This window comes from Mesorhizobium sp. WSM4307 (genome assembly GCF_007003945.1).
In the GTDB taxonomy this organism is placed as follows: domain Bacteria; phylum Pseudomonadota; class Alphaproteobacteria; order Rhizobiales; family Rhizobiaceae; genus Mesorhizobium.
In genome coordinates this window covers 58668-84245 of the sequence record NZ_VFTB01000014.1, presented here as the reverse complement: position 1 = coordinate 84245, position 25578 = coordinate 58668, and the positions used below count along the sequence as shown (strand labels likewise).

Below are 25578 nucleotides of genomic sequence, written 5' to 3'. Positions count from 1 at the left end.
CGCGGCCGAATTTCGGCCGCGCAATGTCGGACGGTCAGATCGCCTTTTCCAGCAACGCCTTCGCCTTTCCTTCAAGCTCGAGCCGGCTGTCCTGATGGGATTTGGTGCGAGCGTGCGCGGTCATCCCTTGCACGAAATCAAAGATGCTTTCCGGTGGCCTGCCTTCCTCCTGCAAAACTGCTTCGATGATCTTGCCCGTTTCCACCTTGGAGAAACCACGCTTGCGCAGAAACGTTTCGCGGTCGTCATCGCTACGGGCGACGATCTTCTCGCGTGCGGCCTTGATGCCGGCGATGAACGGCTCGGGCGAAGAGTTCGCGAAACTGGTCAAGGCCGGCGCTGCCTCGTGGGCAAAACGCTGCGCAGCAAATTTCGAATGCCGGATGCTGATTTCTTCGAAACCTTCGACACCCCAAAGGTTGCGGTTCATGCAGACCGCGCGGAGATAGAATGACGCTATGCCGAGCGTCTTTGATCCCACTTCGCTATTCCAGCAATAGAAGCCACGGAAATATAAATCTGGTTCTCCGTTCGGCAGGCGTCCCGCCTCGATGGGATGGGTGTCATCCACCAGAAACAGGAACACGTCGCGGTCGCTGGCGTAAAGCGTGGTGGTGTCCTTGGTGATGTCGACCAAGGGGTTATGCGTCATGGTCGCCCAGTCCAGCACGCCCGGCACCTTCCACATGGTGTCGCCTGTGCCGTTCCCCGCGATCTTCATGACCGCTGCAACAAGTTCATGGTCCCAGATGCGGCCATAGTCCGGGCCGGTGACGGCGCGAAGCTCGATACGTCCGTCTTCCGCCTCCAAGGTTTCACAAGCTCGGCTCGATGGGAAAGCAGGCCGTGCTGCAGGTTGATGCCAGCGAGCGGCGCCGGTAGCTGGCGCATGTAGGTTGCGGGTGCACCGATAAGGCTGCACAACTGGCCGAAGCTCCAATGCGTGGGTGCGATCGGCTGGTCCTGTCCAGGAACAATCAGCGAAAGTCTTTCCGCATTTTCGCGGCTTGCCTCAACCCTTACTGCCCGGCTCTCGACGGTCCGGGCGGTGGCGCGGTCCGCACGGGCGCGCACGGCGTCGTAAAGCTCGGTCAGCGACAGATACCGCTCATCGTCGGGGCGCGAAAACCATTCCGACGAAACGCGTCCAACGCGCTCGCCGCGCGAGATGTCCACGCGAAAGCCGCTGGTAACAGACTGCTGCTGGCCGTTGTTGGTGCCGCTGGTGTTCGTGATGATGTTCATTTTGCTCACTCCTTTTTCGTCAAAGCCTAAGGCATGTCCCCGGCATGCCTTCCGGGGGCGCGTGAGCGCGCGGGAGTGATGGGGGCCAATGCGGTCGCGCGGAGCCGGGCTGCGCGGTCGAGCGAGGCGGATGCAACTCATTTGGATGGTTGGATCGGTTTGATCAGTCAGCCGCTTTGCGAGCCGGCGGCCCTGCTCTGCAACAGACGGCAATGGCGGGGAAGCGAGGGAAAGTCCCCTCGCTTCCCTGAAGGCTATGGGCAAGATTTCTCCACTGCCGATCAGCACGAAGGAAGCTAAGCTTGGTGTCTTGAAATTTCACAATGCGGCGAGCAGTGTTGCGAGACTAACGATTTGTTTTCTTGTTTGCTGAAAAAGACTTTTCGCCAACACGTTTGCCGATCCGATGACCAGAGGAAAAGTATCCATGACCATTTCAAACGAGCAGCAGGACAAAGCTGATTTCGTCTCCATCGCTGCTGATATCGTCGCCGCGTACGTGGCGAACAACCCGGTGCCGGTTGCTGAACTGCCAAAGCTGATCGGCGACATTCATGCTGCATTGCAGGGGATCGGTGCGCCTGCGGCCGAGCCCGTGGTGAAACTGGAGCCTGCCGTATCGATCAGGAAGTCGGTGACGCCGGACTACATCATCTGCCTGGAGGACGGGAAAAAATTCAAATCCCTCAAGCGACACATCAGCACGCACTACAATCTCAGCCCTGACGAATACCGGGCGAAGTGGAGCCTGCCCGTCGATTATCCGATGGTGGCGCCGAACTACGCTGCCGCCCGCTCGGCGCTGGCAAAGGCTGCCGGGCTCGGGCGCAAGCCGGCGGAGCCCACACCGGCCGGGACCCCCAAGCTGAAACGGGCTGCGCGCGCGGTGACTGCGGCGACCAAGGCGGCGATCGCGAAGTCGCCCGTCAAGAAACCGCGCAAAAGTCCTGCCAAGACCTAGTCGGCCCCGTTGCACCGCCTATCTCTTGGGCGGTGGCGGATCTGAGCATGGAGAAGCCCCGTCCGCCGGACGGGGCTTCTCTTTTGCTTGGTGCCGATTTCACTCGGCGGCGCGGCGGGACCAGATGAGGGAGAATTCGCCCTGCGTTTCGGTCTCGACCAGACTCGCGTAGATCGGAGCGGGGAAGCTCGGATCGTCGAGCTTGACGGAGTGGTAGTCGCGACCCTCTCGCGAGGTCTTCTTCCATGCCGCACCGAATTCGGTGGCGCCGGCGAAGATGCGGTAGTCTGGACCCTTTTCGTTGTCGCCTTCGGCGGGGACGAAATCGACTGCCATGACGTTGAGGTTGAGGGTCTTGACCGCGCCCTTGAAGCCCTTGGCGGTACTAGTGAACGTGCCGATGGTAGCCATTGTGGTGGTTCCTTCCGTTTGATCGGGCCGCGCCTATCGCGTCCTCGATGGAGGTCTTGAGACCGGAGACGATCGGTCTGCACCCACCGGGGGCCCCGTTGCGCCTGCGCAATGGGGTGGTCCTTCGGGCTGGAACGGAGTGGAAGGCGGCCAGCGCTGGCTTTTTTGTTTCGCGATGCAAAGCCGGCCTTTTGGGCCGGCGGCGGAAAAAAGCCAACGTTGGACGTTGCAGGAAGACGATCGAGGCGAAGCCGGGTCTTCGGTCAGACCCAATCCATTCGAGGACGCAGTGGGTGTGGCCCGCCGCCATATGAGGAGGAACCGCCGCAATGGTCATGGGGTCGCGCTTCTCATCTGGACCGCGCACGCTCCTGGGCCGATCTGAAACCCCGCTCATTCTTGGCGGCAAGGCGGCGATTGCCGCCGCCGTTCAATGGAAATCAAGTCAGGACGCTCGCGCTGGCGTTACGTCGTCAGTGCGGCATGGATGCAGACACGGCATCCCTGAGGGTCAGACGATCACACCCCGAGCCTCTCAACGACCCAGGGGACTTATCCGCATGATGCAATGCGGGCATGGTCGAGATCAAACCGGGGGAATACGCGTCAAGCTGAACCGATGGACCGTCGTGCCATTCGTCAAGCAGGAACAGAAACGTGGTGGACGAGGCATCGCCATGAGAGGAGCCGCCACCGCCTTGCCTTGTCCTCGATGTTGTGCGCTCGAGGTCCCCGGCCACGCTGAACAGCGTGGCCGGAGAATTCTAACGGGTGACCAGAGCCGCTTTTGCGGCTCCGGATTCTGTCATTCATTCGGCAGCGACGTCGAAGCCCTCACCTGCCTCGCTCGCGTCGTCGCGCTCGGAATAAGCCGCATGTGCATCGTCCAAGGATACTTGGTCGGCTGCGGAAGCCTCGCCCGCGATAGTGTCCCCTGCTTCGATATCTAGCGGGTCAGCAACCGGCGCGGGCTCCACGGTCCGCAGCAGCACGGGCAGCCAGCCGGTCCCGGCCAGCAACTGCTCGCCAGCTTCGGCCATCGGCTGCTTCTTCAACGCCGCAAGCCTTTCCGCCGCTTCACTGCCCGCAGCCTCCTCGACTGCCGTGAGGATGTTCGCCTTGGTGATCCGCCCGAGATAGGTGCGCACCGTCGGCGTCCAATGTGCCGTCATGTCGAGCCCAAGCGCTGCCGCCAGCCTATCCGCTGTCTCGTGGGCGCGCGGCCGGCGATCCCAGGGCTGCTTGACGGCATTGACGGTGAGCGAGGCGCAGTACGCAAACAGGGCCATGACGCTGGCAGGATCAAGCGCGCCGATGAAGCCCCACAGGTCTGCCACATTGGCCGGGATGTCCGCTGCCCAGCCGGCATGACGATCCGCCAGCGCCTTGGCCGCTGCGGTGTCTTCGATGCCATCGGCATGGCCGCCGAGATACGTGCTCGTCGGCCGGATTTCCAGGCAATGGACTTCCATGCCCTGATAGAAGGCCTGCGCGGCAAGCGTATGCGTTACAGCGATGAGGGCAATGTCCGGCTGCTCGCCGAGCGCAAGGCGAAGGCCGAGCGTGCGGTGGGCAGTCAGGTCGCGGACGAGAAGATCGGAAAGCGGGTTGCCGTCCTCCTCCGCGTCTTCATCATTTCCATGATTGGGGTCCGAAGTGGCATCCGCCTCGATGATCTCGCCATCACCATTGATGGTGTAGCCTTCGCCGCCTGCTTCCGGTGCGGGCAATTCGTCTTCGGCACGAATGAAGCCTCGTTCGATGCGCGCCGTTCCGTCATGGGAGAGCACAACGAACACACCGCCGCGCTCGACGACCTCCGGGTCGTAGGCGTGGCGCGTGCATCGACGCGCTCCATCTCGGTTTCAAGCTCGCCGAAACGCTGATCGACATCGTCGGGCAATTCCTCCGCGCTCCTCCATTCTTCCGTCAGTTGGGTGAACATATCGAATGCCGTTCGATAGGCGGCTTCATCTTCTTCCGACAAAACCACGGGCTGCGGGTAATGACGACGCAGACCATGTTCATGCGGAAAGTCGATATGGACGTCAGCCCATTTCCAGCCCTCGGCTTGCCTGACCGTTTCGGCGATGCCTTGCAGCTTCTCGATAACCATGCGGTCGAGCAAAGCCGGATCGTCGTAGAAGCCGCCGCGATCATCGGTGAACAGATCGCGGATGATCATGCCGCCCGCGTCGACATAATCCGCCGCACCGATGAAGACAGCGCGACGGTCGCCAGCCGCGACATGGGTTCGCGTCAGTTCGCGGCGGATGAGGTAGGGCTCGCGATTGTAGGGGAGGTTTTCGAAAACCTGCTCCTGCCGGGCGGCATCGTCGGTGATGGCAAAAGCCATCAGTTGGTCGAGCGTCAGATCGCCATCTCGATAGACCCGCATCAGCCTGGGGCTGATGGCACCAAGCCGCAGACGCTGGCGCACGACATGGGCGGTGATGCCAAAGCGGGCGGCGATTTCTTCGGCACCCCAGCCACGTTCCTCGCTGAGCCGCCGGAACGCTTCGAACTGATCGGCAGGCGACATGTTCTCGCGCGTGACATTCTCGTCCAGGCTGATCTCATGCGGATCGTTCCTGGTGTCGATGACGCAGCGGATCGGTTCGTTCTTCTTGATCTGCTTGCGCTTCACGCGCAAAAGCTGCGCCAGCCTGCGGCCTTCGCCGATGGTGACGAGATAGAAGCCCGTTTCAATGCACTCACCGTCAAGCTCAGGCTCGACCACAAGGTTTTGCAGCATGCCTTTGGCGGAGATGCTTGCCGCATAGGCTTCAATGATCGCCTCGCTATGCGGCGTCTTGCGCACATTGCGCGGGGACTTCTTCAACCTGTTCAGCGGAATGAAAACCTCCGAGCCGCTTACGCCGGCAATCGTGGTTTCCGCACTCCTTGCATGGATGGTCATGGTTCTGGTCCTTTCCCGTAAATGCCGAAGGCATGCCCCTCGGCATGCCTTCCGGGGGCGCGTGAGCGCGCGGCAGAGAGGGGGGCGAATGCCGGCGAGCGGAGCTGGGCTGCGCGTCGAGCGGGACGGATCGGGTCAATTCGGCGGATGACTGGTCAGCGCCGCCTTGCGAGCGGGCGGCCTCGCTCTGTCGCAGGCGACAATCGCGGGGGAGAGATGGCCAAGACCATCTCTCTCTCCTTTGAGGTTGTCGCCCTCAGTTGCCAATGGCCCCTGCCATATGGAATTTCGATTGTGTAGAGACGGCGGAATGTCCGGCCAAGGCCAGGCAGAGCATCAAACTCACCAAGAAAACCGAGAAAGGTCCGCCATGCGTTTTCGCGCGTCATCGGTAGCTACCTTCGTCGGCGATCGCGCCCCACGCGGCCTTCGTAGGCGCGCCATGAAAGTATCCGAGCGGATGAATGACTTCGGGTGTGATAATCATCGGCCCGCTAGCCACACGGCTGGAACGCGATCGTAGCCAGATCGTTTTCGTGTCATGGCAAGGCTCGATACCCAGTCCGTAGCCCGTTTGCTCCGGGAGTATGCTCAGCGTTCCTCCCTGCGGGGTGGAAATCCTTACCGGGCGAAGGCGTATCTGCGTGCGGCCGACAGCCTCCGCGCGTTGTCGGAACCCCTGGAGCAAATCATCGCGGAGGGCGGGCTGACGGAGCTGCGAGGGATCGGCGATGCGATCGCCGATATTATTACGACGCTTCACCAGACCGGTTCGCATCCAAGCCTCGAAAAGCTCCGCAAGGATGTGCCTGAAGGTGTGCTCGAACTGTTCTCGATTCCGGGACTGCGTCCTGACAAGATCCTCAAGCTTCACCAGTCGCTCGGCGTTTCATCGCTTGAGGACTTGGAGGCCGCGGCCAAGGACGGCCTGATCGCCAAGACAAAGGGTCTCGGCGCCTCGCTGCAGACAAAGGTGCTGCAAAATCTTGCGATTGCGCGATCCGCCGAAACGCAGCTGCATCTGCACAAGGCAGCTGCCCTGCTTGAGCATGCCGTGGAGATCCTCAGGCGGCGGCATCCTGAATTTGTAAAGCTTCAGGTCGCCGGCGATTTCCGCCGCGGCAGCGAACTTGTCTCCGATCTGGCGGTTGTCGCGGAAGCCAAGCAACCAGCCGAGAACAAGCCAAGCGGCGGCTTGAACCTCGTCATTACCGACAAAAGGCATTTTGGCGCACAGTTGCTCAATGCGACGGGCTCGGCTGAGCATGTCAGGTTGTTGCACGAACGCGCAAAAGAGCTGGGAATGGAGCTGCGGCCGGACGGTCTCTATCGTGGAAAGAAGCTGATCGCGTCGGCAACCGAAGCGGACATCTACGAGTCGCTGCGCCTGCAATTCATCGAGCCGGAACTGCGCGAGGGCCGCAATGAGATTGAGAAAGCAGAGAGGAACAAGCTTCCGAAGCTTGTCAGCGATGCTGACCTGCACGGCATCGTTCACTGCCACACCGATGCCTCGGATGGCGCCGAAACCTTGGAGGCCATGGCGAATGCCACGCGCGATCGTGGCTTCGAGTATTTCGGGGTGGCCGACCACTCGCGGTCCGCGCACTACGCCGGCGGCCTGTCCATCGAGGAGATCAAAGAGCAGCACCGTGAGGCGGACCGGTTGAACAGGCTCTACGGGAAAGAATTTCGGATTCTCAAAGGCATTGAGACCGACATCTTGGCGGACGGTTCTCTCGATTATCCCGATGAGATTCTTGCGACCTTTGATTTCGTTGTCGCCAGTGTCCACAGCCGCTTCAGGATGACGAAGAAGGACCAGAGCGATCGAATCATACGGGCGGTTCAGAACCCTTACACGACCATTCTAGGCCACATGACGGGCCGGCAACTCACCCGTCGACCAGGTTACGAGATCGACATCGACAAGATACTGAGGGCTTGCGCAAAATTCGGCGTCGCCGTTGAAATCAACGCTCATCCCTGGCGGCTGGATCTCGATTGGCGCTGGCATGAGAAAGCCCTCGCCCATGGCTGCATCTTCAGCATCAATCCCGACGCCCATTCAATCGGCGAACTCGATCATATGCATTGGGGCGTGGAGACGGCCCGGAAGGGCGGCGTGCCGGCAAAGAGTGTTTTGAATGCCATGAAGCTGCCAGCACTGCTCCGCTATCTGTCGAGCAGGCGGCACCTCTCAAATCGCGCTGCATAGTCGGGAGAGACTTGGGCCGTTCTAGTTGTGTCTGGCACCGATCCTTTGTGCGATCGACTGGGGCTTTCGGGTCATCCTCCTGACAGATGCTCTCTGCAGCTCCGCCGACGAAACTCATGATGCCATGATGGGCGCCTACCTCAACAGGTTCGGCGAGCAGGTGGAGTGGACGCCTTGCTGGAAGCATGGCCCGGCACAAAGCTGGAGCGCAGGGCGTCCTGAGCGTTCGCGGCGGCGGATTGCCAGATGGGTGGCCGGCTACATCGGGAAATTCCTCACGAAGGAACTCACCGCCTGCCTGCTAGTTTGGTGTCAAAGACACCTCGGAGGACATCTTGGGCTTTTTCACTAAAGACATCAAAACGCTGAACGACCTCTTCGTACACACCCTGCAGGATATCTGCTACGCAGAACGGCAGATCGCGAAGAAACTGCCGGACATGATCGAGAAGGCAACCGAGCCGTCCCTGAAAAACGGTTTCGAAACTCACCTTGCCGAGACAAAGAACCAGGTCGTGCGCCTGGAGAAGATCTTTAAGAAGAATGGCGTCCAGGCCAAGGGCGTCGATTGTCCTGTGATCGACGGCATTCGCAAGGAAGCAAGCGAGGTCGCCGGCGACGTCGACGACAACCAGATCCTTGACGCAGCGCCCACCGCCGCCGCACAGGCCGTCGAGCACAATGAGGTCACACGTTACGGCACGCTGATTGCATGGGCGAAGAAGCTAGGCCGCAACGATTGCGCTTCCGTGCTCGAGCAGAACCTCGACGAGGAAAAGGCGACGGACCAGAAGCTGAACAAGATGGCGCTGGACAGCATGAACCAGAAGGCGGCCTGAGGCCGCGACGAAAGAATGGGCTGTCCGCTCTAGCGGGCGGTCTTTCGGCAGAAGGGATAGCGATGGACCCGATGATGGTGCTGAGAGCATTTGCAGCCGCGACGACGATCCTGGCTGCGGCGCTCGTCGCCGTGAATTGGAACGCGCGCATCACTTTCGCGGGGTTTGTGATATTCATCGTCGCTGCCATTGCCTGGTCAGCGGACGGATGGCTGGAAAGCAAGGCCTCGCTGATTGTCCAGAATGTGATCCTCCTGGTTGTCAACGTGCTTGGAGTCTGGCGCTGGCTGCCAAAGGCGGAAAAGGAAATGGACTAACCGGCGCTTCAGCTTGAACGAAAGAGGTACCGAAGCTGCATGCCGCGCAAGCTCAAAGTCTTTCAGACCTCTCAGGGCTTCTACGATCTCGCCATCGCGGCGCCCTCCATGAAGGCGGCGCTCGAAGCCTGGGGGTCTGGCATCAACCTATTCCACCTGGGATTCGCGACCGTGTCCGACGATCCCAAAGTCATCGCGGCGGCGATGAAGAAGCCGGGCGTCGTCTTGCGGCGGACGCTGGGGACGAACGGGCCGTTCAGTGAGCACGCTGACCTGCCAGCCACCCTCGACGATGCGCCGGAGCAAAGCAGAAAGCCACACGCGAAAAAACCCAGCACTGGCAAGTCCAAGGCCGCGGACGAGAAGGCCGAGCGCCGTGCGGCAGCCGAATACGAAAAGGAGCGGCAGCGGCGTGACAGCGAGCGCCGAAAGGAGGAGGCGTCCGCGGCGAAGGCTAAGGAGCGGCGCAGGGCGGCAGTGGAAAAGGCGGAGCTAGCGCTGGCCGACGCGGAGCGCGAGCACGCGGAAATAATCACCGAAATCGACAACGATCAGGCGGCCGTCCAGCGCCGCGCGGACGACGAGGAGAAGCGCTGGAGCACGTTGAAGGCGCGTCTCGACGTCAATTTGCGAAAGGCACGTGGCCTGGGAGAACGGAAGCCATTTTCGTAAACCCGGGCACAGGAACAATGTCCTCTTTTCGCGGATCATCGCAAACGAGGAAAAGAAAATGGCGAAAGCAGCATCGTTTCATGAACGGCGAAACGCTTTACCTTTTTGTTAGATTTTCCGGATGGAAAACAGCTAGCACTTGTCGTCAGATTGCTTTAGGCGGCAATCAGCTTCCCGAAGAATTTGCGGATATCGTCCACCAGCAGGTCAGGGGTCTCGGAGCTTTCGCCGACGCTCTTTCGCCCGCTCATGGAGATGGACAACTTGTTGCGCCTCTACCCACTGTTTTGAAGGGGCCTGACTGGTACTTCGCCCTGATCCGCGAAGGCGACCAGCGACCAGCGCCCCGGAGCTTTAGCAATTGGCTACGCGCAAAGATCCAGCGGTCGCACTGGCAAGACTGAGTAGATCAATGCGGTAGTCGAGCGCATTGGCTCGGAGGCTTCCCGGCAGACACAGGTCGGCGCCGCCTTGCGAGCAAGCGGCCCCGCTCTGCGCAGACGGCATTCGCGTGGGGGGATGGCCAAGACCATTTCTTCCCTCGTGTGAGGCTGTCGCCCTTCTGTTGCCTGGCCTTTGCCGTATGCAATTGAGTTTGTGCGGAGATGGCGGAGTGCCGGGCTCCCTTTAGGAAAAAACGCAGCCGTAGGAGCGTCAGCATAGCGGCGCTGAAGGCGCGACGCGGGACCGACTGCAATGACGAGACCGCGTCAAGAGGGCAGCCGAAGGAGCGTCAGCATAGCGCCGCCGCAGGCGGGACGCGGGGCCGACGACCCCCGGCGAGGAGTTCCGTTTTGGCTCGATTATACTGACACCTGGCTGCAAGACTTCGACGGCGTGCCTCTCGGCGGCGCCAGTCAAATTAACCCGATCGGCGACGAGCTGGAGTCCGAGCTTCACGAGGACCGCAGTGCGCAATCCCAGCCCAGGAACCTAAGCCGGCGCTACCCATGCAGTTGACATTTTGCCTGGCGTCGGAACAAATATAGAACATGGAAATTCTCGAATCAACACGACTGTCTCCCGCGAGAGAGACCGCTCAGGCCTTTTGATGCCAACGGGGAACGACGTGGCGGAACGGCGCTTCACAGGGCCGCAGAGTGACCTGAACGAGTGGAGCAAATGAAGCTGCCTGTTCTCCCGGTTTATTATTATCACGACCATTTCACAGAAATGCTCGGCTTCGTCAGCGAGACCTATGGTGCTGTGTTGACGCATCGTCACCGGGCCTTCATCGAGACTTTTGCGACCATCTCGAAAGACGCCCAGTGCCTTTTGATCCGGATGATAAACCGGCGCGGTGTCATTTTTCGTCAGTCTGCTTTCCGCTATGCCGAGATTTCGAACGCGAAACGCGCTGTTGCGGAACTCCGCACTCTTGGATATGTGCGCTCGCTCGCAGAGAGCGACTACGCCCCCTTCATCGTTTGCCATCCCAAAGATGCGCTCATCCAAGGCGCAAAGAATGCGGGCCTGGCCGAGCTGCGCACATCCTGGGCGAAGGGCAAGCTCGTTGACTACTATCTTGCGAACGTCACCTTCGAGACAGCCTATCAATATTGTGGTGGAGATGACTTTATCGCCCTTGGCGACACGGCACCGATTGAATTCCTGCTCTACCTTTATTTCGGCAAGACCGAGCAGGATCTGAAGAACTTTGCCTTGCGGGACCTCGGCATCCTGCGCACCAACAAGAATGCAAATCTGAGCGCTCGCTTCACGGACGCCGATGAGGCCCATGCGAGCTTCCATTTCAGCCGCCTTCTTGATGGCCTTGAGGTCAAATCCGAGCCCACCTACCGGGCCGCCATATCCGCAATCCTCGGCGGTCCTCAATGCACAACTGACTATGCCGCGGACCTGAAAAGCAAGGCAGCGCACAAAGCCGGCCAGTACTTCGAAAAGAGCGACGAGAAGGAGTTGGCGATACAGCTCTATCGCGCCGGTAGCTCCTTCGACTGCAATGAGCGCCTCGCGCGTCTGCTCTATTCGACCGGCGACAAGAAGGGGTCGGAAGAGCTCCTGCGGCGGATGATCGATGATCCCGCCAGTGACGACGAGTTCGTGTTTGCGAATGATTTCTATGCCCGCAAGTTCAACGGCCGAAGGACTGGGCTTTGCACCGAGCTGCTGCGGGCCGGCCGCACGATCACAGTCGACGATAGCTGGCGGGGCAACCCGGAGGCCGGCGTCGCCGGTGTGATGCGCCGGCAGGGCTGCAAGGTCTTCTACGCGGAGAATACCCTCTGGCACTGCCTTTTCGGTTTGCTGTTTTGGGATGAGCTCTTCGAGTCAGGCCAGCTGCACTCGAGCTTCGACTGGATGCCTCATTGTCTGAAGGACAGGACCTTCGCGCGCCTGTTCGCAAAAGAGATCGGCGAAAAACTGGCAGCAGTTGCATCACAATCCGCGCTCACACTTGTTCTGCGCACCATTGCCGGAAAGTGGGGGACGCCGAACGGGATCTTCGCTTGGGACTATGTCGACATGGACGCGATACGGCCGCTGCTCGCCGCCCATCCAGGCGGCGTAAGCACCATGTTGCGGCTCATGTGCGAAGATTTTCGCGCCATGCGCGACGGTTTTCCGGACCTCATGACCGAGCTTAATGGCGAAGTCGCGTTCCTTGAGGTGAAGGCAGAAGGGGATGCTGTCCGCCGCAGTCAGCTGACGCGGCTGCGACAGCTTGGCGGCGCAGGCATCAAGGCGGATATCGCGCGTGTCGATTTTCGGTTCGATCCCGAGCAGGAGTATGTCGTCGTCGACATCGAAACCACGGGAAGCTGGTCGAACGGCGACCGCGTCACGGAGATTGGCGCGGTAAAAATCCGCAATCATGAAATTGTCGACGAATGGAGTTCGCTGATCAATCCGCAGCGGTTGATCCCGGCTATGATCACTCGGCTCACCGGCATCACGAACGACATGGTAAGAAACGCGCCCCTGTTTGCGGAAGTCGCTGACGAGTTCATGCAGTTCATGGGTGAGGGAATTTTTGTCGCCCACAATGTGAATTTTGACTACGGCTTCCTCTCCAGCGAATACGAGCGGCTCGAACGTCGCTTCCGGTTCCCAAAACTCTGTACCTGCGCGACGATGCGAAGGCAGTTCCCGGGTCACAAGTCTTACGGCCTCGGCAGCCTCTGCGAGGCGTACGACATCAACCTCAAAGATCATCACCGGGCACTCTGCGACGCACGCGCCGCAGCTCACCTTCTCAACCTCATAAATGGAAAACGTGATATCGGCCCGTCGGTGCTTGCAGAGCAAGCGGCATAAGCCGCTCAGCGGGTCGATGATGTCGCGTGGACGAGGCGCCCTCGGCAAACCGCGTGGGTCGAGCGTTGGCGAGCTGTGGTGAAACTCGTCCCATGCCGTGGTGGCTGCCGAGCTGCGAGGCGCGCGTGTTTGGCGTCCGATCGGCGATCCTCCGGTCACCGTAAAGCGGCAATGCCCGCAGCGGTCTCGGCTCAGATTCGGGGATTTTTCGCCGAGCATACCTATCGGATTAAGCCGCGCTCGCTCGATGAAGCCTATCTCGATGTGACTGAGAACCGGCACGGCATTGCCGGGCGACGACCGGCGCTGAAATAATCAGGGCGAAGATCCCTGTAGTGATCGGGCTGACCGCGTCCGCCGGTAACTCCTACAACAAATTCCATGCAAAATGGCATCGGATCACGCCTCGCCTGGGGCCCGCTTTCTCGAAGCCTTGCCGGTCAGGAAATTCCACGGTGTCGGACCGGCGATCGCGGCGAAGATGCAAGGTCTAGGCATCGAGACTGGCGCCGATCTCAAGACGAAGCCCCTCGCCTTCCTGCAGCCGCATTTCGGAAAACCGGGGCTTTGGTACTACAAGATCGCACGCGGCATCGATGAGCGCTTTGTCGAACCCGGTCGGCCGCGCAGTCCGTCGGCGCCGAGGATACTTTTACCTCCGATACATTTGAGCTCGATGCGGCGGTGCAGAACTGGGACCGCTTGTCGCCAAGGTCTGGAATTATTGTGAGGCCAAGGGCATTTGTGGCAGGACCCGTTACCTTGAAGGTCAAGTTTGCCGATTTTCAGCAGATTACCCATAGTCGCACCGCTGAATTGCCAATGCATGCCCTGGCTGATGTCGAGCAGCTAGCCGCAAGCCTTTTGATAACCCTGTTTTTTCCCCACGCAGAAGGGATCCGATTGCTCGGTGTCACCCTTTCATCGCTTGGCGAAGCACCGCCCTCCGAACAGCATCAACTGCGTCTCGAATTCTAACATATCGTTTTGCGATTGGGTGTGCAGTTCGTTCGGCTGCCCCCAATGCTGGTTTTCGCCTACTCTTCGAATGCGGGATGACAAGAGGCGAATTTGAGAATTCCAGACGAGTTGGACGGTATCATTGCGGACGTTGAGAAGCGACCGGCGTTTAGTTCGGGCTCGAGACCTCTTCCGGAGCGAGCCCTCAATGCGGTTTGCATTTGGAAGTGGCTCCGCCCGCAACAAGAATAAGGAAGATATTCCTGATGCGTCGGCAGGTTCTTCCCGGCAGCCTGAAGATGTTGCGAGCAGGCTCCAACGCGATCTAGTCGGGTCGTTCACTTATGCCTTCCTGATTGAGCGGCCGGGCGATCGTCGGGTCCGGGTTGTCTGGCCGCGCTCGCACTGGAGCGTGAAAGCGCCTTCTGCTTCCCATGTCCTCGTTGCTTGTTTGGTGATACGATAATCGGGGAGAAACGAACCGTCCTATCTCCCCAAGAGTGCTCACGGACGGACGCGGATAACCGTCTTGCCCGTGCGGCGCTCGGTCGAGTTAAAGGTCGCAACAGCGTCGTCGAGGGTCGAGAGCTTGCCGATATTCGTCCGCAGTCGTCCATCCCGGATCCGCTGAACTATCTCAAAAAGCTGGTTTCGATCAGCCTCGACGACGAAGTCAACCGTCAGGCCATCTGCAGGTCGAATATCCGTTGGTCCTACGACAGTCACAAGCGTTCCTCCTGCCCGGACCAGCGTTGCAGACCGTTTCTGGATGTCGCCGCCGATGACGTCGAATACCAGATCAACGCCGCCGACGTCTTCCAGGGTGTCGTTCCCGAGGTCGACGAATTCATTTGCGCCGAAGTCGAGCGCCTTCTGGCGGTCTGCGGCGCGTCCGGTGCCGATGACATAAGCGCCGGCTTCTCGCGCAAGCTGCGTCACCATCGATCCGACTGCGCCGGCCGCGCCATGCGCGAGAACGCTCTGCCCCGCCTGAAGGCGGCCATGCTGGAACAGCCCCTGCCACGTGGTCAGGCCCGAGATCGGCAGGCTCGCGCCCACCGTAAAGTCGAAATCGCCCGGCAGCGGCGCGAGGTTGCGTGCCTCCATGGCCACATACTCCGCGAGCGTGCCGTCGCGATGCCAATCCGCAAGGCCGAACACCCGCTGCCCGACCGTCAGCCCCGTTGTGCCATAACCCAGTGCAGTGACCACACCGGCCAGCTCATGGCCGAGGATCGACGGCGTCCGGTCTCGGAAGGCTCGATCGGCCCAGGTCGAAGGCCATTCCAGTTCGGTGTTGACGAATCCCGCTGCATGAACCTGTACGACGACGTCGTTTATTGCCGCCTGCGGCTCGGGCCGCTCCACCAGCTTCATCCCGGCCGTTCCTGCAGCCTGGTCCGTCACTACGATCGCTTTCATGGGAATTGTCTCCTCGGTGATTTGATCCGATCATAGAGGTTCGAACGCTGGGCGACAGCATGGCCCCGATTGCTTTGGAAAGTCATCATGGTTCTCCGCGACCGGCGCCCAAGGCCTCTCCTTCCTCTTTCAACCCGTCGCCGAAAATTCGACCCGACTCTCACTCTCCGCCGGGAGAACTTCCTGCTCTCTGGCGCTTACCCCTCCCCTGCCCCTTCCAGCATACAGACGCAACGAAACCCTCCGCCGCCCGTTAACGTCATGCTGGATTGATCCCTAGCCACTCCAGACCCTGCCCGCTGCCAATTGGTGGCGGGCCTTTTTCAGGTGGGTGGCGGAACCTGATTTTCCACAACCAGTTACATATAGCGGCAGCGTCCCCTCGCGCTGCTGGCCATGGGCGGGAAGCCTTGGCCAGGCCCGCATCGCTTCGCCAGTGGTGCGGGCCTACAAAGCCTAAAGGGCAGCCCATCGGCAGCGCCGGATGGCTGTGCCGGGATTTTCCTTGGCGAGGTAACCAGATTGGAGCCTTGCAAGCCAATCTTCAATCTCCGGCTTGGGGGCGCTCGGCCTCCCGCTGGCGCTCGATCTCTTCTGGTTCCTTCTTGTCGATCTGTGTCAGTTCGTCTCTAGCCGCGCTGTTGGCGCGCAGCAGTTCGTCCAATTTTGACTGTATGGCCTGCGTGTCTCGATGCTCGGCTCTTTGTATAAAAAGGGTCATCGCCCAGGTGGCCAATGTCGCGGCGCCGTGCCAATCAAAGCTGCTGCGTTCGAAAACGATCCACAGCACAGCGTAGACCACCAGGATCAGAAATGCCCATGGCCTCGCTGTCAGCGTACCGGCTTGCGTGATGATGCTGGAGGCATTCATTTCCTGATTCCCACCTGGCTTTTCCAACCAGTTTGGGGAAAGTTTGTTCCGTCCTCCGTGGCGAACTTCCGGGGTCATTCGTTGAGATCGAAGTAGGCCCGTGAGGTCCGCCAGTGTCTGGGTATGGCCCCGCAGGGCGGTCGAACGTTTCAAGTGTTTGGCCATTCGCACCTTGCTGGATCGATGCGGCTAGCGCGTCAACGCGAGGTTCGTCTTCGGATTTTATCCGGACGGGTCTGTCGAAAAGATCCGTGGAATGATCCTCTCGAAGTCCCCTCGTCTTCCATCAGGCGGCAGCAGCGATCGCTGAGGCGAAGTCGCGATATGGGCGCAGCGCGCGGCCCTAAGGAGCAGTACGGTGCCAGACGTCGCCGGCCTCAGGCATTATGGCTTCGGGGAAGAAGCGCTCGCCCATCAGGCGCATGTCATAGGCCATCCAGGCGGGCAAGAACTGCTTCAGACGATCACAGTCCGCGGCCAGGTCGGCGGCTAATGCAAGGCCAGCTGCGGTCAGCGTTCCGTGACCGGCAGAATTGAGCCGGGTACTGGTGTGGCGCTCAATCGAAGAGATGGAACAAATTGCGTGGAACAATCGCATGGGCGGACCGTTCTCAGGCGATCTTCAGGCTTAGGATTTCTCGTGTTGCAGGCAACGAACGAAACCCAGAACGAAGCTTCGCAGACGGTTTGCGATTTCGCCGAGCGTGAGGCCACGTTGGGCGATCGACAGACCACCAATAATACCATATCGCGACGTCTGGTTGTCGTCTCAAATCGACTGGGGAACGTACGCGATCTGGCACAAGCGGGGGGGCTTGCAGTGGGCATCGTCGATGCCTTGGCCGAGCGTGGAGGGCTGTGGCTAGGGGCAAGCGTCGGGCACCATGATTCAGCCGCGAGCGACGAACCGCTCATCCACCTCGAATGCGTGGGCAAGATCGAGACGGCCGCACTGACGCTACCGCAGCAGGAGTATTCGCTGTACTATAACGGCTATGCCAACAGTACGCTGTGGCCGCTTTTTCATTACCGGCTCGACCTTGTACAACATCGCAGCGAGTTTCGGCATGCGTACAGGCAGATCAATGCGCGCTTTGCCAAGGCGCTCTCACGACTGTTATCAGGCAATGATGACCTGATCTGGGTTCACGACTACCATCTTATCCCACTGGCTGCGGAGTTGCGCCGGCTCGGATTCGGAAATCGCATCGGTTTTTTCCTCCATATACCGTTCCCGCCGCCGGAGCTGTTTGTCGCCACGCCGGACCATGGAGAACTCATCGCTGATCTGCTCCAATACGACGTGCTGGGTTTCCAGACCGGGACGGACGTGACGAATTTTCGGCGTTCTGTTTGGGCGACGGGTTCGACCACCTTCGACATCGGCGGCGTGGCCAAAAGCAATGGCCGAACCGTCCTGTCGAGCAGCTTTCCGATAGGCATCGATGTCGATGCCTTCGCACGCATGGCTAACGAAGCGGCCGCGGATGTCCAGATCGATTCCATGCGCCGCCAGATTCTTGGTCTCAAGCAGATTATCGGAGTCGACCGGCTGGATTACTCCAAGGGACTGCCCGGCCGCATGCAGGCCTTTGCGCGCCTTCTCGAACGGCACCCCGAACTCGAGCGCGCGGTAACCTATCTTCAAATAGCATCGCCCACGCGAGAAGAGGTGGGAGCGTATGCGGAAATACGCGCTCAGCTCGAGGCAACCGCGGGCTCCGTGAACGGAAAATACGCGGATCTGACCTGGACGCCGATCCGCTACATCCACCGCACCGTTCCGCGCTCGCGGCTGGCCGGTCTGTTGCGGGCCAGTCAGGTCGGGCTGGTCACACCCCTTCGTGATGGAATGAACCTTGTCGCAAAAGAATATATAGCCGCCCAGGACCCAGCCGATCCCGGGGTACTCGTATTGTCGCGGTTTGCAGGCGCGGCTGAAGAGCTTGCGCAATCCTTGATCGTTAACCCCTATGTGGTCGACGAGGTTGCTGACGCGATAGCAAAAGCGCTGGCCATGCCGCTCGAGGAAAGAATGGCCAGGCACGGTGCCCTGATTGAGAGCATCCGGCGCAATGACGCCGCACAATGGCGGAAGTCATTTCTCGAGGCGCTGGCGAATAGGAGCTAGCCTGGCCTGGCAGTGACCGACCGGATATCTCATCGCGCACAGGTTTTCAGCCTTACTGGCGAGATTTTCTTCAGAGGCATGAAACGAGCGCCATCTTGTGACGTTGACGCTAAAGTCGAAGATATACGGGAATAGCGCCATGAAGATTTCGCTGTTGCAGTTTCATGAACTTGCAGCGCCACGTGGAGAGGGGTTGCATCCGGTTTTCTTGCAGCCACGGTTGACAAGTCCACCCGAGTTTGTCGCGCTGCCGATTGTTGAAGTGGGCGAGGAGCAGGCCCCTCGCCCCGTGCTCCAGCTGGTCAGGGCTAGGGCGGAGGACAGCTGACGGCCTGTCTCGTGTTCATACCGGTCAAACCGGCGGGCGTGGCAGATCATGATTCGCGCGCAGCAACCGACTTCTCCTCATCAGCTCAGCCGATGCGGAACGATCGGATTGTGCCAGCACCCCTGCCATTCTGGCCCTGACAAATGCTTGCCAGGCCTCTCCGGGAACGCCAAGAAGCCTGGCGCTCCCTGACACGTCGGCCCCTTGCACGGCGACCGACAAAGATGAGTTGGGAATCGATTTCCGCCGTGTCAAGAGGCGTCGTCAACGCCCAATTTTCGCCGACCATTTCGAAGAGCTGGTGGCAAGCGCCCCGACCACTACCCATTTGCTCTGTTGGGATTTCAAGTGGAGGTAAGTATGACCATGACACGCCAAGACGTCGTCTCGGTCCTTGGACCTATCGACGACTCAACGATTGCGGAAATCATCGCGTCCGGTGCCTCGCTGGAGGAGTTGAGAGAGGCATTGGCATGGACGGTCGGGGATGAGGCGTTGATAAGCCAGGGACGCGCATTGCCAGGAACACGGGTCGCAGGGTTGATCGACCTGATCGAGCACGATGATGAAGACGATATACACATCAGGCCCAGCTGAAGCCGGGCGCCGACAATTGATCAAAGACCGCGTGGATCGCTATGGGTTCGACCGCGCCGTCTCCGGGTACCTGCAAGGACGTGAATTGCCTGCCACCGTTCTCGATAACTTTGTAGCGCGCTGCTGGCCCCCCAACGAGCAACGTGCTGTAGATTGGTCGAGCCCCACCGACACCATGTGCCCGACGGAAAATCTCTTTCCGCCTAATACGAACCTCTGCCAGCATCGACCTTCGGGCATCAGAAAGACCATTGTGCTGGCCGAGCTGCAAGTACAGGGGTTCAACTATTCTCAATGCCCGCAGCCTGATTTTATTCCCGACGGCAGACAGTCCAAATCTGCCTGCATTTCACCTAAATGCCAGTATGAAGAGGAACCAGATCGAAGGAGAGGTATTGAGCTAAGGTGCTTTGCAGATGAGCGTTGAATGGACCGGTATTTTTTTGACGTCTACAATAGTGAGGGGCCGGTGCTGGACGAGAATGGCCAGTTATTTGCCTCCAAGGAAAGTGCCAGGGACGAGGCCTTACGCGTCCTCCAGGATGTCGCGCGCGACGAGATGCCCGACCGCGATCTTTTCAAGCTGACGGTCAAAGTGCGGGGCGAAAATGGGGCAAAGGTGTTTGAAGCATCCCTCATTTTGACCTCTGGCTGGATCGCCAAGGATTCGCAGGCGCGCTAATCGATAATTAGCTGCCTCAGTAGGTCTCAGCTGCTAATTTTCGTGGTCATTTGAGAGCGATCTCCAAGGCAGCGGTCACAGGAGCGAACGAATTCGCGTCCCGAACGTCTGCCCGCGTCTCTTGCCAGCCTGATCGAGCGCGCATTGGGTGGCGTCTTGGGACGTGGCCAAGCTCTTGTTCGCGCACGTGCCACTTGGTTCGCCAGCGTCCTGCTTCAACTGCCGGGCCAGTGTCAGAAGAAAAAGCCCGCTCCCGAGGGATAGCGGGCAAGTCTTCTAGGGAAGCGATTTTTCGCGGCGGACTGCAACTGTGCGGATCACATTACATTAGTCCTGATGTGGGTACTCGATGGATTCCCAGCTATGTAATGACCGGGAAGACGATGTATCTCCAACCCCAAGCGGCACCATCGACCTTAGCATCACCTGACTATCAAAAGGCTTTAGTGCCACAGTTTCTCGCTCAGCCATTCAAGGAACTTATTGCCACCGATCGTTTTGCGAACCCGTGCGGCGGCCCACTGAGCCTTAAATGTTGTGCCGACGTGGCAACTGCAGACGATGCTATGCAATTGCCAGTCGGTCAGTTCGAAGAACCGCTTGGCTTCTCCATAAGAATCATCCCGCAGGCCCAGCTCCCGCAACACCGGATCATCAAAGGCCACAGTGATAGGCGAGCCCTGACAGCGTGAAGAATCACGGGCCTCCCGCTTCAGATGCTCGGTCCCGGTAAGGGCACCCAGGCACCGATCTGGGTCTTTTTCCAGCAGCGCTGCCCAACGTTCTATGCGCTGTTGGCGAGTCATGAACGGATACGTCGACAAAGGCTGAACCTTCGCGATTGTCTGCAGTTGGTCTAGCGTTTGATGTTTCATGGTAGGCTCCCGTCGATTGAAGTCCCCACCCTGCACAAACTATCGCGCACCGACGTCCTGACAAGAGCCGGGCCCGGTGCGGATCAGCGATAAAATTGGCCAGCTGCAGGTGAATGGCAGGGCTCGTTGATCCGGCCGCTTTCATTGGCGGCGCTGTGAACGCTCGTCCTTGACTGTCCGTGGGCCGCGCAGAGTCGATGGCGAGCAATTCGTTCAGTCCCACCCATGCCGGGCCTCTCGAATTTTCTTAGGCCGTTAACGCCCAAATCGACCGCGTCTGAGCCCTTGCCGCCATCCTTTTGCGAAGCCTCAAGCCCGTTGCCCACATTCTTGATCTCCGCGAATAGGATGACGTCAGGCGCCCTTCCAGTGGCGCTGGACATCGACACGACACGGGCATAGCGGCAAGTCGAACAAACAAGGCGCGGTTCAAGGAGCCATGTTTGGAGCTGCCATGGGCGCAATGACGCCAGCGTGGCCGGCAGGAGGTTCAGCATGTCTACGAAGAACCTGTTCTGCGTTCGGCTGGTGCTGGGAACTCTGAGGATCCCGCCCAGCTTTGCTCACGTCTTAGCTCAGGAGATCCCGAGCGATTTCGGCTATCGTCGCGATCACGGCGGAAGCAGATCATCGAGGACTAGGCGACGCTCGATTTCCTTGACCCTCTCGACAGTCGCGGCTCTTGGTTTCTTCACCTTGGCTCAGTTCGAATGTCGGAGTACAAAAGAATTTCAGTGACCGGCAAGCTAGGAGCGCACCTCCAGCGGCACGAGCCCTTCATGCCGCTCATCGAGATAACAAACAATGTGGTCACCCACGCGCTCGAAAGTGAGATCGACTTTCTCCTCCCCTACGGCCAGGTGACGAATGACGATATTGTCGATGCCTATTGGCAACCGTGGACGGTCGACCTCGATGGTACGGTTCCACCCGTCGATCCGAATTCCCAGACAGGCTTGCAGCATCATGAAGGCCGACCCCGCCGACCAAGCCTGCGGCAGACAAGCGACAGGGTAGGCAACCGGTGCATCGCCAATTGCCCGGGTGAACCCGCAGAATAGTTCGGGAAGCCGCATATTAAACCGAACCGCGGCCTCGAACATGCTGCTCATGAGCTTCACGACACCGGCACGCTCTTGGTAGCGGGCGAGCCCAGCGGCACAGATGGCAGTGTCATGCGGCCAGATCGAGCCGTTATGATAGGACATCGGATTGAATGGCACCTCGTCGTCGGCCAAGGTGCGCACGCCCCAACCGCTGTTGAGATGACCCGAAAAGAGCTGTTCGGCTATTGATGACGCCCGCTCCGCCGATGCCAGCCCGACATAAAGCAGATGACCAGCGTTCGAGGCGCGCACCGCGCATTGCTTGCCTTCCCCGTCTATGGCCAAGGCGTAGAAATTGTGGTCCGGCATCCAGAAATGCCTCTCCACTGCGCTGCGGATACTTTCTGCCAGCGCGCTCCAGCGCGCTGCTTTGGCCGTGTCGCCGCGTCTGGCTGCCAGTGTAGCCATGCCCTGGTAGGCTGCAAAGACATAGCCTTGTACCTCAACCAGGGCGATCGGTCCCCGCGGAATCGTGCCGTCGGCATGGAATATGGCGTCGGCACTATCCTTCCAGCCTTGGTTGAAAAGCCCGGTGTCCGCCGCCCTGCTGTAGGTCACGAAGCCCTCGCCGTTACGCCTTCCAACGTCCTCTATCCATCCCACGGCCGCACACAGCGAATCCCACATGCGATTGACAAACACCTCATCGGCAGTGCGATCGGCGTAGGAACAGGCTAGGTAAACATAGAGCGGGGTCGTATCGACACCGCCATAATAGCGGCCGAACGGCAGCTCGCGCAGCACCGCCATTTCCCCCTTTCGCGTTTCATGCATGATCTTGCCGGGTTCGGAATCATCGAATATCGAAGTCTCGGTGGACTGATATCGGGCAAGGAATGCCAGGACCCCGCGGGCAAGTTCTGGGTTGAGCCACAGCATCTGAAGGGCCGAAATGACGCCGTCGCGACCGAAAGCGGTCGAGAACCATGGAATGCCGGCGTAAGGATACGGTCCGGTCTCAAGATCGGTGGTCAGCAGTGCTATGTCGGCGCGCGTGCGCGTAAGCCAGTCATTGAACACGCGGCCCGAACTGAAGACGGTGGCTCCCTGACGCCGCTTCGAGCGCATGGCAAAACGTGCTCGGGCCGCCGCGGCGCGAAAGCGGTCGCTCGAGGGGACTTCTTCGTCGTGACCGACCTCTACAAACAGCGCTCTTGCGTCACGCCTGCCCACTACGATGAAGAACACGGCGTGGTTGGATTGGATCTGGTCAGGCGGCGTCGAGAACGAGATAATCGACTGGCGCGCCAAATTGTCGAGCCCTTCGTAGCGAAACATGACGCTTGCTTCGCCGATCAGCGCGTCATGAGCGTGACCGCGGCGGCTGCGCGTAGTGCCACGAACCTCGAACATATCACGAAAATCGGCGTCGAAGTCGAATCTCACGGGTAGGAGCACTTCGCGCCCAGAGTAATTCGTGAAGGTGACCCGCTCGAACATACGATTTTGCCAGATGAACCGTGTTCGATCGACGTGCACGACACCCGGCAGCGTTTCACGGCCGTCGGGCCCCGTAGTGGCCAAGTTCGTGAGGTTGGCAGTGAACAGTATGTTGTCCTGGGAAAGCGAGGCGCCTAGCAGGGATGGAATGCGCCCGCCGATGAACAGACGGAAGCGCGATAGTACGCGCGTGTCGTCGCGGAAAAGGCCATCGCCGGTGCCACGTATGTCGCCGTAGCTGTCCGCGACGATGAAGCAGTCCTCATGCTTGAGCGCAAATTGTCTATGAGGCTCGCGTGGTGCCGATTCATCCATCGCCGGCAGCGCCACAGCTGGGTCTAGCTTGCGATCTTCGATTTCAGCGCTCATGTCAGCTCTCCCGTTCGAAAGAGACTTAGCCCACATGCTTGTCGATCGTCGCCGACGTCGAATCGTCACCAGCGCCCCGCCTCGGCAGGCACATGCTTTGACCGCAAAGAGGCTCTTTCGACTCCGTGTCGTATGATTGGCCAATTTTGGATTTTGAGCAATCAAACTTGTCAAGCCGATCGCTTTATGCCGGTTCGGCCGCCTGGCCAGCTATGTTTCCAGCATAGCTATTTTTTCGGAGGGACATCGCTTGTCGCCCGTGAGCGAGCGATAGATCGCCATATAGTCGGCGCACATGCGCTCGGCGGTGAACCGCTTTTCAAAAGTTCTCCTCACCCGAGAGCGGTCGAGGTCACCTATCCGATGCACGGCCCTCACAGCCTCTGCGATATTGTCCACGATAAATCCCGACACCCCATCATCGATGACTTCAGGAACGGCTCCGCGGTTGAACGCCACCACAGGAGTTCCGCAGGCCATCGCCTCAATGGTCACGAGGCCGAACGGTTCCGGCCAGTCAATCGGGAACAGCAACGCTGCCGCATTGCCCAAGAACTCCGCCTTCTGCCTTTCATTGATCTCGCCGATGAACTCAACGTTTGAATTTCGCAGCACCTGTGGTTCGACGCGTTCTCGCCAAAACGCCCGATCGACCGAGTCGATTTTGGCCGCAATTTTCAGCGGCATTCTTGCGCGGGCGGCGATTTCTATCGCGGCCAGCGGGCCCTTTTCCGGTGAGATGCGGCCCAGGAACGCCAGATAGCTCGAGGCCTTCTGACGCAAGGGTAGAATACCAGCCGGCAAGCCGTGATAAACCGTTCCGAGCCAATTAACCGGCGGCATCGGTCGGCGCTGATCATCGGAGATCGAGATCAGTGGAACGTCGTCGAACATCGCGTAAAGCCGTGCGAGATCCGGGAGGTCAAGGCGGCCATGAAGTGTCGTAACGGTTCGGCTGCTAAACTCTCTAATGACCGGAAAGTGGAGAACGTCGACATGAAAATGCAGTACATCGAAGGCTTCTGCCCATCTGCGCACCTGCTCAAGCATCGAAACGTGACAGGGGACAGGGTCCCTTGCCTCTGGGCTCAGGCGTAGCGCAACGTCGCAACACGCCACAAGTTCGGCCGACGTCCTTGAGTCGCCGCTGGCGAACAGTGTCACCTCGTGGCCCTGTCGAACCAGCTCCTCGGTCAGATACGAGACGATGCGCTCTGTGCCACCATAGAGCTTGGGAGGAACGGACTCCATTAGAGGAGCAATCTGGGCGATCTTCATTTTGTAAGTGCGTCCGCAACTTAAGAATCGACGAGAGGCCGACGCGCATGCGAGGGCTGCTCCCCACGCCGCAAACTTTCGAATTACTAATATGTTCCCGAACTACGATAAACGACTGGCGGTCGGACACCGGGTAATCGCACACAAGGCCTCGGTCGGCTCGAGCCCCGTAGGCCAAGCCGCTAGGTGTTCAGGCAAACTTGAAACCTTCACCAAAATGCGGTCCAACCCGGCATTGGGGCGCTTCGAATCCTCGAATTCTATTGAGAGCAGACAACAGGAACGCCGGCTTCTCAAGCGGCCGGCGCGGCCCAGCTAGGCATCCTGTGGTCAACCTGAAGGCTGGTCTGACCTCTTGCGAGGCCTGATCGCCTCGAAAATCACTTCACACAGGCTTCTGCCGCGAGCTTTCATTACGATCAAACGCCCTTGCCGAGCGCGAGTTTCTATTGATTCGGCCTATCCTTTGCCATGACGTTGACGAGTACAACGCATGCCAGCAGGGACACGACACCGCCTAGCAGGTCGTGGCTCGACAGACCGGCAAAATAGACCAATTCGAACGCCAACGCGGACATACAACTAGAACTGCCAGGCAATGCGAATGTTCCGCCTGTGTACTGGATTCACATTTCCGGGAGATACGCCCGCTCCACG

21 protein-coding genes and 3 pseudogenes are annotated in these 25578 nt (G+C 59.6%); 15 read left to right on the top strand and 9 right to left on the bottom strand.

The annotated features are described in order from the left end of the window. Positions 1–34 precede the first annotated feature (34 nt). Positions 35–1245: pseudogene (locus FJV83_RS29780) on the bottom strand (DUF932 domain-containing protein). Positions 1246–1672: 427 nt separating this feature from the next. Between FJV83_RS29780 and FJV83_RS29775 the strand changes: the two are divergent. Then, positions 1673–2206 carry a MucR family transcriptional regulator gene (locus FJV83_RS29775; RefSeq protein ID WP_142877502.1) on the top strand — a complete coding sequence of 178 codons (534 nt, stop codon included), beginning with the start codon at positions 1673–1675 and terminating at the stop codon, positions 2204–2206. Positions 2207–2305: 99 nt separating this feature from the next. Here the strand turns inward: FJV83_RS29775 and FJV83_RS29770 are convergent, their stop codons facing one another. Next, the gene (locus FJV83_RS29770; protein ID WP_095793401.1) at positions 2306–2617 is read right to left on the bottom strand and encodes a DUF736 domain-containing protein; all 312 of its coding nucleotides are present in this window, start codon (positions 2615–2617) and stop codon (positions 2306–2308) included. An 809-nt stretch (positions 2618–3426) separates the two neighbouring features. Next, a pseudogene (locus tag FJV83_RS29765) lies at positions 3427–5537 on the bottom strand (ParB N-terminal domain-containing protein). A 541-nt stretch (positions 5538–6078) separates the two neighbouring features. Here FJV83_RS29765 and FJV83_RS29760 point away from each other — a divergent pair. The 9 genes and pseudogenes from FJV83_RS29760 (at position 6079) to FJV83_RS37250 (ending at position 13840) form a co-directional block, all read left to right on the top strand. Next, positions 6079–7755 (top strand): DNA polymerase/3'-5' exonuclease PolX, encoded by a 1677-nt coding sequence (locus FJV83_RS29760; protein WP_142877501.1) that lies wholly within the window; start codon positions 6079–6081, stop codon positions 7753–7755. Between the two features lie 31 nt (positions 7756–7786). Then, a pseudogene (locus tag FJV83_RS37260) lies at positions 7787–7921 on the top strand (cysteine hydrolase); the annotation flags it as partial. A gap of 169 nt (positions 7922–8090) precedes the next feature. Further along, positions 8091–8594 carry a DUF892 family protein gene (locus FJV83_RS29750; protein ID WP_142877500.1) on the top strand — a complete coding sequence of 168 codons (504 nt, stop codon included), beginning with the start codon at positions 8091–8093 and terminating at the stop codon, positions 8592–8594. Between the two features lie 62 nt (positions 8595–8656). Beyond that, the gene (locus FJV83_RS29745; RefSeq protein ID WP_095789499.1) at positions 8657–8911 is read left to right on the top strand and encodes a hypothetical protein; all 255 of its coding nucleotides are present in this window, start codon (positions 8657–8659) and stop codon (positions 8909–8911) included. A gap of 39 nt (positions 8912–8950) precedes the next feature. Next, the gene (locus tag FJV83_RS29740; RefSeq protein ID WP_142877499.1) at positions 8951–9583 is read left to right on the top strand and encodes a cell envelope biogenesis protein TolA; all 633 of its coding nucleotides are present in this window, start codon (positions 8951–8953) and stop codon (positions 9581–9583) included. 80 nt (positions 9584–9663) lie between these two features. Next, positions 9664–9987, top strand: coding sequence for a hypothetical protein (locus FJV83_RS29735; RefSeq protein ID WP_142877498.1), 324 nt, complete (start codon positions 9664–9666; stop codon positions 9985–9987). Positions 9988–10705: 718 nt separating this feature from the next. After that, positions 10706–12862: an exonuclease domain-containing protein gene (locus tag FJV83_RS29730; protein WP_142877497.1), complete on the top strand. Its 2157-nt coding sequence runs from the start codon at positions 10706–10708 to the stop codon at positions 12860–12862. 388 nt (positions 12863–13250) lie between these two features. Continuing rightward, complete coding sequence (locus FJV83_RS37255; protein ID WP_246689031.1) at positions 13251–13592, top strand: hypothetical protein; 342 nt, start codon at positions 13251–13253, stop codon at positions 13590–13592. Beyond that, positions 13547–13840: a hypothetical protein gene (locus tag FJV83_RS37250; protein ID WP_246689030.1), complete on the top strand. Its 294-nt coding sequence runs from the start codon at positions 13547–13549 to the stop codon at positions 13838–13840. Before FJV83_RS37255 ends, FJV83_RS37250 begins: the two co-directional genes overlap by 46 nt. 486 nt (positions 13841–14326) lie before the next feature. Here the strand turns inward: FJV83_RS37250 and FJV83_RS29715 are convergent, their stop codons facing one another. The 3 genes from FJV83_RS29715 to FJV83_RS37245 all read right to left on the bottom strand — a co-directional run bounded on the left by FJV83_RS29715 (position 14327) and on the right by FJV83_RS37245 (position 16713). Then, a complete protein-coding gene (locus tag FJV83_RS29715; RefSeq protein WP_142877496.1) occupies positions 14327–15244 on the bottom strand; it encodes an NADP-dependent oxidoreductase in 918 nt (305 codons plus the stop codon). 544 nt (positions 15245–15788) lie between these two features. Beyond that, entirely contained in the window at positions 15789–16115 is a 327-nt protein-coding gene (locus tag FJV83_RS29710) for a low affinity iron permease family protein (RefSeq protein ID WP_095790647.1), read from the bottom strand. Between the two features lie 343 nt (positions 16116–16458). Continuing rightward, positions 16459–16713: a hypothetical protein gene (locus tag FJV83_RS37245; RefSeq protein ID WP_246689029.1), complete on the bottom strand. Its 255-nt coding sequence runs from the start codon at positions 16711–16713 to the stop codon at positions 16459–16461. Positions 16714–16758: 45 nt separating this feature from the next. Between FJV83_RS37245 and FJV83_RS29700 the strand changes: the two genes are divergently transcribed. From FJV83_RS29700 to FJV83_RS29680, 5 genes are all read left to right on the top strand, one after another. After that, positions 16759–18246, top strand: a complete 1488-nt coding sequence (locus FJV83_RS29700; protein WP_246689028.1) for a trehalose-6-phosphate synthase — start codon at positions 16759–16761, stop codon at positions 18244–18246. A gap of 139 nt (positions 18247–18385) precedes the next feature. After that, complete coding sequence (locus FJV83_RS29695) at positions 18386–18574, top strand: hypothetical protein (protein WP_142877495.1); 189 nt, start codon at positions 18386–18388, stop codon at positions 18572–18574. A gap of 360 nt (positions 18575–18934) precedes the next feature. Beyond that, complete coding sequence (locus FJV83_RS29690) at positions 18935–19171, top strand: hypothetical protein (RefSeq protein WP_142877494.1); 237 nt, start codon at positions 18935–18937, stop codon at positions 19169–19171. 16 nt (positions 19172–19187) lie between these two features. Continuing rightward, positions 19188–19598 (top strand): hypothetical protein, encoded by a 411-nt coding sequence (locus tag FJV83_RS29685; RefSeq protein ID WP_142877493.1) that lies wholly within the window; start codon positions 19188–19190, stop codon positions 19596–19598. Beyond that, entirely contained in the window at positions 19599–19853 is a 255-nt protein-coding gene (locus tag FJV83_RS29680) for a hypothetical protein (protein ID WP_095790032.1), read from the top strand. 443 nt (positions 19854–20296) lie between these two features. Here FJV83_RS29680 and FJV83_RS29675 read toward each other — a convergent pair whose 3' ends face one another. The 3 genes from FJV83_RS29675 to FJV83_RS29665 form a co-directional block, all read right to left on the bottom strand. Then, positions 20297–20728 carry a hypothetical protein gene (locus tag FJV83_RS29675; RefSeq protein ID WP_095774596.1) on the bottom strand — a complete coding sequence of 144 codons (432 nt, stop codon included), beginning with the start codon at positions 20726–20728 and terminating at the stop codon, positions 20297–20299. A 746-nt stretch (positions 20729–21474) separates the two neighbouring features. Next, on the bottom strand, positions 21475–23643 hold the full coding sequence (locus FJV83_RS29670; protein ID WP_142877492.1) for an amylo-alpha-1,6-glucosidase: 2169 nt from the start codon (positions 23641–23643) through the stop codon (positions 21475–21477). Between the two features lie 210 nt (positions 23644–23853). After that, positions 23854–24921 carry a glycosyltransferase family 4 protein gene (locus tag FJV83_RS29665; RefSeq protein WP_142877491.1) on the bottom strand — a complete coding sequence of 356 codons (1068 nt, stop codon included), beginning with the start codon at positions 24919–24921 and terminating at the stop codon, positions 23854–23856. Between the last annotated feature and the right edge of the window lie 657 nt (positions 24922–25578).